7 protein-coding genes are annotated in these 12703 nt (G+C 69.7%); 5 read left to right on the top strand and 2 right to left on the bottom strand.

Annotated features, from left to right (window positions below; genetic code table 11):
• Window positions 1-27: 27 nt before the first annotated feature.
• Entirely contained in the window at window positions 28-2136 is a 2109-nt protein-coding gene (locus ABZ810_RS37540; RefSeq protein WP_358411491.1) for a hypothetical protein, read from the bottom strand.
• A 135-nt stretch (window positions 2137-2271) separates the two neighbouring features.
• On the opposite strand from ABZ810_RS37540, the gene ABZ810_RS37535 reads away from it, so the two are divergent.
• The 5 genes from ABZ810_RS37535 to ABZ810_RS37515 all read left to right on the top strand — a co-directional run bounded on the left by ABZ810_RS37535 (window position 2272) and on the right by ABZ810_RS37515 (window position 10754).
• A complete protein-coding gene (locus ABZ810_RS37535; protein WP_358411489.1) occupies window positions 2272-3120 on the top strand; it encodes a TIGR03089 family protein in 849 nt (282 codons plus the stop codon).
• Between the two features lie 71 nt (window positions 3121-3191).
• Entirely contained in the window at window positions 3192-4616 is a 1425-nt protein-coding gene (locus ABZ810_RS37530; protein WP_358411488.1) for an LCP family protein, read from the top strand.
• Window positions 4617-4737: 121 nt separating this feature from the next.
• Window positions 4738-5922 carry an acyltransferase family protein gene (locus ABZ810_RS37525; protein WP_358411486.1) on the top strand — a complete coding sequence of 395 codons (1185 nt, stop codon included), beginning with the start codon at window positions 4738-4740 and terminating at the stop codon, window positions 5920-5922.
• A 121-nt stretch (window positions 5923-6043) separates the two neighbouring features.
• Window positions 6044-9547, top strand: coding sequence for a CDP-glycerol glycerophosphotransferase family protein (locus ABZ810_RS37520; protein WP_358411484.1), 3504 nt, complete (start codon window positions 6044-6046; stop codon window positions 9545-9547).
• Between the two features lie 205 nt (window positions 9548-9752).
• Complete coding sequence (locus tag ABZ810_RS37515; RefSeq protein ID WP_358411482.1) at window positions 9753-10754, top strand: CDP-alcohol phosphatidyltransferase family protein; 1002 nt, start codon at window positions 9753-9755, stop codon at window positions 10752-10754.
• A gap of 27 nt (window positions 10755-10781) precedes the next feature.
• Here the strand turns inward: ABZ810_RS37515 and ABZ810_RS37510 are convergent, their stop codons facing one another.
• Window positions 10782-12491 (bottom strand): hypothetical protein, encoded by a 1710-nt coding sequence (locus ABZ810_RS37510; protein ID WP_358411480.1) that lies wholly within the window; start codon window positions 12489-12491, stop codon window positions 10782-10784.
• Window positions 12492-12703: the final 212 nt, after the last annotated feature.

Genomic DNA, 12703 nt, shown 5'->3' with positions numbered 1-12703 from the left:
CCGCGTGACCGCCGCGCCGGGCCGCGGTCAACCGGACGGTTCGGACATCCAGACGTTCACGTTGAAGGTCCACGAACCGTTCGGCGTCTCCACCAGAGTGCGCTCGTCCTGGCGGGTGCGCAGCTCCAGGACCTGCGTCGGAGGGCCGTACGGCGCCACCTGGCCGGCCTCCGCGGCGATGATCACGGGACGCCGGCCGGCGGACTCGATCTTGCGGACCACCCGCCACACGTCGGCCGGCCGAGCCGTCTCGGCCGTCCGCGCCGCCGGCAGCCCGCACATGCTCCGGATCACCTGGAGGAACCGGTCGGCGGTGACGCGTTCGACGACCACGATCGACCGGCCGGGCCCGAACCTGCCGCACATCTCCCGGACGGCGGCGACCTCGCCCTGCTCGGTCCTGGTGACCATGAAGCCGGCCGACGAGATCGCGATCGGCGTGGCGAGCAGGAGGACGCCGGTGACCGCCGCCGCGTTGGTGAAGCGGCGCCCGTACCCGAGCCGCCGGACCCGCCGGAACGTCCAGGCCAGCCCCCACACCGCGAACAGCAGCAGCCCGGGTATCACCAGGCCGATCAGCCGCCGGGTCGCCCACGGGTGGTCGGGGGTGATGCCCGGCCGCCACAACACCTGCACCGTGGTGAAGACGATCACCGCGTACGGCAGCAGCCATTCGGGCGAGTGCCTGCGCAGCAGCCGCCGGACGAGCAGGGCCGCGCCGAACGTGGCGAGCAGCAGGGCGGGCACGCCGATGTACCAGATCACCCAGTAGAGCGAGAGCTCGGTGTACTGCCGGGTGCCGTCCAGCGGCAGCCCGGCGACCTTCTGCGTCGCCTCGATGAACTGCGCGTTGAGCTCGTCGTCCTTGTTGGTCGGGACGCGCCGGACCGTCTGCACCCACGGGCGCACGGCGAACGCGATCATCACCAGCACGGTGAGCACGGCCGCCGCGTTCGGCAGCCGGCCGCGCGACACCGAGACGCCGAGCGCGCGCAGCCGCGGCCCGGTCCGCGGCGACCGCAGCGCCGCCACCATGACCGCGGTGAGCGCGACCAGCACGACGACGCCCAGCAGCAGCGGGTCGAGCGAGGCGTGCAGGTACTCCAGGTAGGGGCGGGACAGCGTGAAGCCCTCGATCAGGCCCGCGGCGACCCCGATGGCCAGGCCGGTCATGAGCGGCACGCCGGTGCGGCGGCGGCGCGCGATGAGCAGCCCGGCGACCACCACGACGGGCAGGACGTCGCGCAGCCCGTCGATCCGGACGAGCACGACCAGACCCAGCGACAACCCGGCGAGGAACGCCTTGACCCGGGCCGACCGCGGCAGCCCCTGGATGGCCTCCGCGCGCACGTCGTACATCAGGCACAGGCCGCCCAGCAGCAGGATCAGCGCGGGCAGCTCGCTGAAGGTGGACCGGGAGATCCAGAGCATCGGCAGCGTCAGCGCCAGCAGCAGCGCGCCGGCCGGCGCCCAGCGCGGGCCCACCAGGCGCGCGGTCAGCCCGGCGAACGCCAGGACGGCGCAGGCGCCGAGCAGCGGGGCCATGGCCAGCAGCGCGTAGGTGCCGCCGATCCAGCCGCCCAGCGCCAGGATCATCGGCAGCCCGGCCATGAACTGCGGCCAGATCACGTCGTCGCGCTGGTAGAACGCCGGGCTCTCGTACGAGAGCACCGGGTCGCCGCCGCCGAACGCCCAGCGCATCTGCGGGATCGGCAGCGAGCCGTGGTCGTTCAGCCAGGTCGCGAACTGCACGTACGAGGCGGGGTCGCGGCGGACGATGATCTGCTCCGAGCACATGGCCGTCTGGAGCACCAGGAACGCCAGCGTGATCGCCAGGACCGAGCCGGTCACCCACCAGGGCACCGGCCCGAGCCGTTCCGCCGGGGGGCCGGCGTCCCGCGCCGCGCCCGTCTCCGGCGACCCGGCCGCGGTCCGCGCCGCGCCCGGGCCGGCGCCGCGGGGCCCGTCCCGCAAGCCCAGCCAGACCACCACGACCGCCACCGGCACGAACAGCACGATCGCCGGGCCCGGCCGGAACATCCCGGCCAGCAGCAACGGCAGCGACACCATCAGCCAGGCCACGACGAGCAGCGCCGGGGCCACGCTCATCCGGGCCAGCAGGCGGCCCGCGCTCACCGTCCCGCTCCTGGTTCCGCTCGGTCCTCAATCATCGATGCGGAGCGTAGCGGTCCCGGGGCACGGCTCCGTGGTGACGAGGTGGCGAGTCGCCCGATCCGGCCGGTCCGAGATCAAACGCGTACTGTCTGCCTCATGCCTGACCACGCGCCTGATCTCGGACCGGCCGGAATGTTGCGGCGGCGGGTGGCCGACGACCCGTCCCGCCCGCTGGTGACCTTCTACGACGACGCCACCGGCGAACGTGTCGAGCTCTCGGCCAGGACGTTCGACAACTGGGTGGCCAAGACGGCCAACCTGCTGGTCGACGGGCTGGCCGCGGAGGCGGGGAGCCGGGCGGTGCTGGCGCTGCCGCCGCACTGGCAGAGCGCGGTGTGGCTGATGGCCTGCTGGTCCGCCGGTCTGCACGTCGAGGTGGTCGAGCCAGAATCGGTCGTTTCCGGCGAACCGGTCGGAGGTTCCGGGCCGTACCTCCTGGCGGCGGCGGAGGAGGTGCTGGAGGCGGTGGCCGGCGACGGGGAGGCGGACGAGATCGTCGGGCTCTCGCTGCACGCCCTGGGCGGCCCCCTGCGCGAGGTCCCGGCCGGGGTGGTCGACTACGCCGTGGAGGTGCGCGCCTACGGTGACCGGTTCGTTCCCGGACCGGATGTCACGCCCGAGTTGCCCGTGTTCACGGTGACAAACCCGAGCAATGTGACAAAGACCACATTCAGTGCGCCAGAGCTGGCCCGTGAGGCCCGTGCGACGGCAGGGAAATGGGCCCTGGACGCGCACGACAGGGTCCTGGTTGACATGTCCTACGCCACACTCGACGGGGTTCTGACTGGTCTGCTTGCACCACTAGCCTCGGGAGCTTCCGTCATAATCCAACGAAACTTCGACAAAGCAGCACTAGATCGACGAGTGACCCTGGAGCATGTGACCGTGGTGGCCGGTCTGTCCGGATGGAATGACGCATCCGGGCTCATTCGCCGGCTCCCCTGACCTAGTCTCTGTCTCTGTTTGTTTCCCCCGAACCCCTGAGAGAGCGCGGGCCTGCCCCCACCACGGAGCCGATGAACAGCAACCCCATGTACATGGAGTACGTCGACGACGCCGATCCCGACAGGCCGGCGCCGGAGCGACGTGGCTGGCGCATCCTCGGGTGGGTGTCGGTCGGCCTGTCCGCCGTCATGGTCGCGGGAAGCCTCGCGGCCTACGGCGTCTACTACAAGACGGTCGGGAACATCGCGCACGAGGACGTCAACGCCAACGTCGGGCCCAACCGGCCCAAGAAGCTCAACAGCGCGATGAACATCCTGCTCCTCGGGTCCGACACCCGGGCCGGGGGCAACGCCAAGTACGGCCGGAGCATGAAGAACGAGCCGCCGCGCTCGGACACCATGATCCTGCTGCACCTGTCCCCCGGCGGCGGGCAGGCGATGGGCATCAGCTTCCCGCGTGACCTGATGGTCCCCATCCCGGCCTGCAAGACCAAGAACGGGTCGACGGCCGCGACGAGCCGGGGCCAGATCAACTCCTCCTTCACCAACGGTGGCGCCTCCTGCGTCATCAAGACGATCGAGGGCATCTCCAACGTCAAGATCGACCACTTCATGCAGGTCGACTTCAACGGCTTCAAGGCGATCACCAACGCGGTCGGCGGCGTCGACGTCTGCCTCACCAAGGACGTCAACGACCGGCAGTCCAAGCTCAGGCTGAGCAGGGGCCGCCACACGATCAAGGGCGAGACCGCGCTGGCCTACGTCCGCGTGCGGCACGGCCTCGGCGACGGCTCCGACACCGACCGCATCAAGCGCCAGCAGAAGTTCATGGGCTCGCTGGCCAACAAGGCGATGAGCGCCGGCGTGCTGAGCAACCCCAACAAGCTGCTCTCGCTGCTGAACGCCACCACCAAGTCGCTCACCACCGACGAGGACCTCACGCCCCAGGTGATGATGCGGATCGCCCAGGGCATGCAGGGCATGACCTCCGGCAAGCTGCGGTTCGTCACCGTGCCGTCCGGGCCCGACTCGCTCGACCCCAACCGGGTCATGCTGCGCCAGCCCGACGCGTCCAACTTCTTCAGCGCGGTGCGCAACGACAAGACCGTGCCGAGCGAGCCCAAGGCGGGCGCCACCAAGGTCACCCCCAGCCAGGTGAAGGTGCGCGTCTACAACGCCAGCGGCATCGAGGGCCAGGCCAGCCGGGTCATCGCCGCGCTCGAGGGGCAGGGCTTCAACGCCAGCCTCGGCGGCAACGTGACCCCCACCGCGGCCACCAAGGTGCTCTACGGCCCCGGCGCCGACCAGCAGGCCGCGTTCCTCTCCAAGCTGATCCCCACCGCTCCCGCTCCGGCGGCCCGCACCAACGGCGCGGCCGCGGGCGTCGTCGACCTCGCGATCGGCCGCGACTGGACGACGCTCAAGAGCGCCAAGGCCGGAATCCCCAAGCAACAGGGCGAGATCCGCGCGACCGACAACATCTGCAAGGGGAGCTGACCCCACACCCCCGGGACATTCGATGACGTATACCGCCAGGCCACCGGCCGTACCCGCGACCATCCCCGAGGCCGATCCCCTTCGGTCTCCGGGACAGTCACCTCCTGCCGGGGCCGGCCCGGTGCGGTCGGACGGCGCCGGAGCGGCGGAGGCGGGCGCCGCGGGAGCGGCGGCCCCGGTCAAGCCCGCGCGCAAGGAACGGGACCCGTTCTTCGACAACGCCAAGTTCCTGGCGATCCTGCTCGTGGTCGTCGGCCACGCCCTCGGCAGCCTGCTGAACGTCCCGCTGGCCAAGGGCGTGTACATGTTCATCTACATGTTCCACATGCCGCTGTTCATCGTGATCACCGGCTACTTCTCGCGGAACTGGACGTTCTCCTCCGGCAAGGCGCGCAAGCTGATCACCACCGTGGGCGTGCCCTACGTGATCTTCGAGACCGCGTACTCGCTCTACGCCTGGCTGGTCAACGGCGGCGAGCTCAAGATCAGCCTGCTGGACCCGTACTACCTGACGTGGTTCCTGTGCGCGCTGTTCCTGTGGCGGCTGTCCACCCCGGTGTGGCAGCAGATCCGGTGGCCGCTGGCGGTGGCGCTGGTCATCTCGCTGCTGTCGTACATGACCACGATGGGCGGGCTCCTCGACATCCACCGGGTGGTCGGGCTGGTGCCGTTCTACGTGCTCGGCCTCATGCTCAAGCCCGAGCACTTCGAGATCATCAAGAAGCCCATGGTGCGCGTCCTCGGCATCCTCCTGCTGGTGGCCGCCTTCGGCCTCAGCTTCCTGACGATGGACCGCATGGCCAAGGGCTGGGTCTACTGGAACACCTCGTCCGACCACCTCGGCGTCAGCAACCTGACCGGCCTCGCGATGCGGCTGGCCATGTTCACGTGCGCGATCGTCCTGCTGTTCTCGTTCCTGGCGATCGTGCCCCGGCGCCGGACCTGGTTCACCGCCCTCGGCGCCTACACGCTGTACGCCTACCTCCTGCACGGCTTCCTCACCAAGGCGATCAGCTTCGCCGGCCTGCGAAAGGTCGACGCGGTGGCCTCGCCGGCCGGGGTGCTGGCCCTGATCGCCCTCTCGCTGCTGGTCGGCACGCTCCTGTGCACCCCGCCGGTGGTGCGGTGCACCAGCTGGCTGCTCGAGCCGAAGCTCGACCGGGTCTTCACCAAGCTGCGCCGCCCCACCCCCAAGCGCCCCACCCCGCGCCACGCCGCCGACCCGAACGGCGCGACGGCCACCGACGGCACGGCCACCACTCCGAGTGTCGACAAGATCACAGTTGGTGCCGAGAGCAGGCGATAACAGACCGCACCGGCCGGCGTGTCGGATAGTCTGCCGGTAAGTCATTTTTCCCCGGGCCGCCCCCTCCGGTGGTGGATGGGCCCCTCAGCGCCAGATCGGCGTCGCTGTCAGATGGAGGACCGTGTCACCGCTTCTGAGCGTCGTTGTGCCCTTCTACAACGTCGAGTCGTATCTCGAGCCCTGCCTCGAGTCTCTGGCGAGGCAGACACTCCGTGACCTCGAGGTCGTCATGGTCGACGACGGTTCCACCGACGGCAGCGCTGCGATCGCCAAGGACTTCGCGGCCAAGGACGGCCGATTCAGGCTCGTCCAGCAGGAGAACCGGGGCCTCGGCCCGGCCCGCAACACGGGCGTCCCGCAGTCTTCCGGCACATATCTCGCGTTCGCCGACAGTGACGACATCATCCCGCGCTACGCGTACGAGCTGATGGTCTCCTCGCTCGAGAAGACCGGCTCCGACATCGCCTGCGGGGCGGTGCGCCGGTTCGGGGCCAACGGCCTCCAGCAGTCGGCCATGCACGAGAAGATCTTCCCGATCGACCGGCTCGCGACGAACGTCCGCGAGTTCCCGGAGCTGCTGCGCGACCGTACCGCGTGGAACAAGGTCTTCCGCAAGGCGTTCTGGGACCGGCACGGCTTCGAGTTCCCGGCCGGGTTGTACGAGGACGCTCCCGCGACCATCCCCGCGCACGTGCTCGCGTCCAAGGTCGACGTGCTGCGCGAGGTCGTCTATCACTGGCGCATCCGCGAGACCGGAGCCCGGTCGATCACCCAGCGCCGCACCGAGCCCGGCAACTTCGACGACCGCATGCGGTCGGTGCGCGCCGCCGCCGACTTCCTGCGCGAGCACGCCCCCGACCTCAAGGACGCCTACGACGGCTTCGCGCTGTCCGACGACATCCGGATCTACGTCAACGTCTTCGACCAGGGCGACGACACCTACCGCGAGCGGTTCTTCGACCTCGTCAACGCCTTCCTCGACACCGTCGACCCCAAGCTCTACGACGACCTGCCGGCCATCGACCGGCTGAAGTTCCACGCGGTACGCGAGCGGCTGTCGCCGGAGCTGCTGGAGATCGTGTCCTTCTCCAAGAGCGACCCGATGCGCAACAGTGCCATCCAGCGCGACGGCCGACCCGGCACGTGGTACGGCGACTACCCGTACCTCGGCGACCCGCGTTTCCCCGACCACCTCTTCGAGTTGCGCGACGAGCTCGAGCTCAAGACGGGCATCGACGAGGTCACCTGGCATCAGGGCCGGTTGCGCATCGAAGGCCACGCCTACATCGCCCGGCTGGACGTGGAGTCCGAGGCCGACTCGCAGATCGAGCTGGAGATCCGCAGCAGGGTCTTCCGGCTGATCCCCAGAGTCTTCCGGCCGAAGGTGACCCGCGTCCGGCGTCCGGACGTGACGGCGGGCAGCGGCCAGGCCACCGCCTGCCTCGACGGGTCCGGATTCGTGGTCGAGATCGACCCGGCCCGGCTGGGCACCGGCATCGGCCACCGGCACCTCTTCGTCACCGTCACCACGCACGGCGTGCGGCGGCGTGGCCGGCTGTCCAACCCCAAGGGCCTGGGCTGGTGGCCCAAGGCGCGGCTGGTCAAGTCCGGCCGTCTCATCAAACCCAAGTACTCCAACCGCGACCTGGTCATCGGCGTGCACGAGGTGCGCAACCAGGTAACCGACGTCACGGTGGACGGTCCGCACGTACATCTCAAGGGATGGGTGCGACGCGAGGACGCGCCGTTCATCACCGATGGCGACCTGGAGATCGCTTTCCGCCAGGGCATGACCAAGGTGCGGCGCCCCGTCACGCAGACCGGCACCGGGCCCGGCGGGCGCGTCGAGTTCGCCTCCACCATCGATCTGTCCGAGCTGACCGCCGAGACGGGCGCGGGCGATGCCACCGCCTCCCTCGACTCGATCGAGTGGGACCTGTCCCTGCGCTCGAAGGGCCGCTCCAAGCTGCGGCTGGCGGTCTCGGCCGACCTGATGGACGTGCGCGGACATGTGGCCGGCCACGAGTACGACATCATCGCCACCAAGTACGGCAACCTCACCCTCGTCGAGCGCACACCGCGTCTGGTCGTGACCGACGTCGACTGGCTCGACGGCTCGACCATCCGCCTCACCGGCTCGTACGCCGAAGAGGGCGAGCGCCCCGACCGGCTCATCATGCGGCGACGGCGCAGCAACGACTCCCACGAAGTGCCCGTGATGTGGGACGGTGCCCAGTTCACCACGATGGTCAACGCCCAGCGCGAGACCGCCCACGGGCTCCTCCCGCTGCCCAGCGGCCGCTGGGACCTCTACGCGCCCGGAGCCGCCGGCGGCGAGGTGAACGTCGCCCTGGACCGGGCCGGCCGTGACCGCCTGCCCGAGCCGCGCTTCGTCGGCCTGCACGAGCTCCAGCTGACCACGCAACGGGGCGACCTGCTGCATCTCTGGATCCGCGCCGCGCTGTCAGACGACGAGCGCGGGCAGTACAACCAGCGCGTCATGCAGCAGAAGTACCTCTCGTCGTCCAGCACCGCGCCCTTCCGCGACCTGGTCGTCTTCGAGAGCTACTTCGCCCGGCAGTACTCCTGCAACCCGCAGGCCGTCTACGAGGAGATGGAACGGCGCGACCTCGGCTACGAGTACGTCTGGGCCACCGCGGACGGCCAGTTCCGCGTCCCGGGCAGCGCCCGGACCGTCCTGCGCGGCAGCCGCGAGTACTACGAGCTGGTCGGGTCGGCCCGCTTCGTGGTCAACAACGTCCTGCAGATGGACGGCTACACCAAGCGGCCGGGGCAGACCTACCTGCAGACCTGGCACGGCACGCCCTACAAGCACATCGGCTACGACCTGGTGCAGAACGGCCGCATCGCGAGCAGCACGACCAAGCTCAGCCGATTCCAGGAAGACGTGCCGCTCTGGGACTACCTGATCTCGCCCGCGCCGCACGTCACCGAGATGTTGCGGCGCGCGTTCCGTTACGAGGGAGAGGTGCTCGAGACCGGCTACCCGCGCAACGACATGCTCTTCGGCGCCGACCGGTTCGAGCGGGCCCGGCAGGTGCGCGAACGGCTCGGCATCCCGGCCGGCCGTCAGGTCGTCCTGTACGTGCCCACCTGGCGCGAGGACATCTGGCTCCAGGGCGGCCGCCAAGCCGAGCTCGCCCTCGACACGTCCGCGGTCGCGGGCGCGCTCGGCGGCGACTCCACGGTGCTGGTCCGGCAGCACCACATGGTGGCCGACCGCACGGTGGGCATCGGCACCGAGGTCATCGACGTCACGCGGTATCCGGACATCAACGAGCTCTACCTCGTCGCCGACGTGGTCATCACCGACTACTCCTCGGTGATGTTCGACTACGCCGCCACCGGCCGGCCGATCCTGTTCTTCACGCCGGACCTGGACTTCTACCAGGACGAGCTCCGCGGCACCTACTTCGACCTCACCCAGGAGGCGCCCGGTCCGCTGCTGCGCCAGACCGACGAGGTCGTGGACGCGCTGCGGTCGATCGAGGCCGTCAAGACCGAGCACGCGCCCGCCTACCGCGACTTCCGGCAGAAGTACTGCGCGATGGACGACGGCGGGGCCGCCGCGCGGGTGGTCGACCAGCTGCTCGGACTGCGCTGACAGCGTGTCACCGGATGAGCATCACTGACATAGCGTGATGTACTAGCAACATGGCGGAGTAAGTCCTGCTACGCGGGTAGCATCTCTCTCCTCGCACGCCGGCGAGCCCACGAACGACGATGACCATGAGCAGAGATCGTCTTGGGATTCCGGCACTCTGAGGCTGGGGAAGCCTCACCTATCCGCGATGAAAGGACAGCTCGCCATGCCGAATTTCACGCTCGACGACGTTCGTGAGCGAACGTACAAAGCGCGTGACGCATGGTGGACGGTGCTGCTGGTCGATCCGCTCGCCGCACGGCTGGTCCGATTCACCGCCAACCGGACCGGGATAACGCCCAACCAGCTGACCGTAGGGTCGTTGTTCCTGGGGCTCGGCGCGGCGGTCGCCTTCGCCGCGGCGTCCTGGCAGTTTCTGCTGCTGGGCGCACTGCTGTACCACCTGTCGTTCACGCTCGACTGCATGGACGGCAAGATCGCTCGCCTCAAGGGCACCGGCTCGATCTTCGGCGCGTGGCTCGACTACATCTTCGACCGCGTGCGTGTGCTGGCGTGCGCGATCGCGCTGATGGGCGGCCAGTACGCGGCCACGGGCAACGTGGCCTACATCTGGGCCGCCGTGGGTGTGGTCTTCCTCGACATGCTCCGCTACATGGACGCCCTCGAGATCTACAAGGTGCGCACGCAGATGCGCGGCAAGCTCCGCGGCCTCCAGGAGGAGACGCAGCGCCTCGAACGTGCTCGCAGGCGCGCCGACGGCGCGGATGCCGGGCTCGCCGACCCGATCGACCGCCTGCTGGGGCCCGACCCCGAAGCCGACATGGAGGACCAGGTCGTCGGTGACCGGCAGGCCACGTCCATGCTGCTCCAGCAGGGCTTCCATCAGCGGTTCCCGTGGTACGCCCGGGTCCGCCTCATGCTCACCCGCGGACGTGTCCGGGCGCACCTGATCAGCGGTATCGAGTTCCAGATGGGCGTCTTCATCGTCGCCCCTCTGGCCGCCGCCGCGGTGCCCGGCGCCATCATCCCTGTGGCGGCGGTGACCGGCGCGGGCATGCTGGCGTTCGAGCTCTTCATCATCTACAAGTTCTGGCTGTCCAGCCGCGACTACGGCCGCACCCTGGCCACGCTCGAAGGCAAGGTCGACGACCTCCGCGCCGGGATCGCCCGGCAGCGCCAGGAGCTCTCGCCCGCCGACAGCACCTGAGATCCGGGTCGGCTGGGGCGTATCCCGTCAGGTGTCGCTGTCGGCCCTGGACTCACGAGCCGGCTCCCAGGTGCCCGCCTTCATGGCGTCGTCGCGTTCCGGCCCGGCCTCGTCGGCGTCCTCGGGCTCGGTCTCCGCTTCGGGCTCTGCTCCGGGCTCGGTCTCCGCTTCGGGCTCGGTCTCCGCTTCGGGCTCGGTCTCCGCTTCGGGCTCGTGCTCACGCTCGGGTTCGACGACGTCGGCGGGCGGTCTGGGCTTGGGGACGTCCACCTTGACCAGGGACACCCGCTCCGAAGGCCCCGGGGCGTCGGCCTTGATGAGCGAGACGGCCGGTGCCGGTCCGGCGCCACCGGCGGGACGCGGATCCCGAGCGACGGCGAAGACGAGCGCCAGGGCCGCGAACGGGACCGCGGGAAGGACGTAGCGGTAGTCGAAGTCCGCCGTGGCGGCCGGGACCACCAAGAGGGCCAGGGAGACTCCGAACGGGAGAAGCACGTCACCGCCCAGCCGCCGCACGCGAACCAGGACGCCCAGCAGGCCGACGGCCATCATGGCGCCGAGGAAGGGACCGCGAAGGAAGAAACGATCCTGGTAGTCGCGGAGCACGGCGGCCTGCGGCTCGACGACGCGGGCGTCCGCGGTCGCGCCGCCGTACGGGTAGGCGTAGAGGGACTGCCAGTTCGTCATGGAGGCCCCGGTGGGGAATTCGTACTGGTCGACCGTCCCGCGCGTCGGGTAGTAGGCGCGATCCCACTCAAAGGCGCGCCAGGTGTCGCGCCAGATGACCGCGACGTAGTCGCCGGGCTGCTTGGCGATCGCCGCCTTGGCGAACTCACCCGCCAGCTCGTTCGCGGCCGGGTCGTACATCCCGCCCGGAAGCCGCCGGAAGCCGGAATCCGCGCCCCACAACGCCTGGAAGGCGGGCGCCATGCCCGGGGTGCGGGGCAGTCCGTCCCGGCAGAAGATCGCCACCTCGGGCCGGGGCTTGATCTTCGAGCAGTCCGCGAAGTCGGCCGTCCGCCCGTACAGCCAGATGCTGCTGGTCGTGGTGAGCGCGAACTCGCCGTGCACACGAGCGAACCACGACATGTAGATCACGACGGGCACCACCGCCGCGACCACGGCCGCGACGATGGCCCGCCAGCCCGCGCGCCGGATCACCATGCACACCAGCACCACGATCAGCAGCGGCAGCCCGATCGACCGGACCAGCGCCGAGGAGGCCACCAGGAGCCCCGCCAGGGCCCCTGCCCACCAGCTCATGCGACGCCGCCACAACACCACCGTGACCGCCGCCACCAGCAGGAACGTGAAGAGCCCGTCCGACATCAGCAGGTGTTCGAGCTCGATCTGGTAGGCGTCGTACAAGACCGGCACGGTCACCAGGGTCGCGACGGCGCCCGGCGCCCACACCCACCAGCGGGGCCAGCCGGCGCGCAGGCCACGCCAGACCAGGGCGTAGACCATGACGCCGGTGAGCACGCCCAGCGCGTGCTGGACGGTCAGCACGACCGTGAAGCTGTGGAACGGCTTCAGCAGCCACAGGAAGACCGAATACCCGCTGGGCCGAAGCTGAGACGGCTCGAACCGCAGGGCTCCCTGCAGGTAGGTCGGTGAGTCGCCGAACCAGAACGGAGACGGGAACCCGGCCATCACCATCCGGCGGATCAGAATCGCTCCGGCGAGCACGACCAGGAACGGCCCGTGGGCTGACAGGAAGCGTCCCGCACGTCGCACGATCCTGGACAGGCGCTCTCTGTCAGCCCCCACCACGGTGGCAGTGTCGCTCAAACCCGCTCCGAGAAAGTCCATGCAGGCGTCATGCGCCGGACGGCGCGACCATAACGTGCAGCATATCTACGGCGGACGCAACACCCGGCCGCTCAATCAAGACGCCTCGTACTCATACGAGGTTTACCGGGAAACCCGCCAGAGGATCTTTCCTCGTC

The sequence above is a fragment of the Spirillospora sp. NPDC047279 genome, from assembly GCF_040643285.1.
Classification (GTDB): domain Bacteria; phylum Actinomycetota; class Actinomycetes; order Streptosporangiales; family Streptosporangiaceae; genus Spirillospora.
This window is presented reverse-complemented; position numbering and strand designations above follow the sequence as displayed.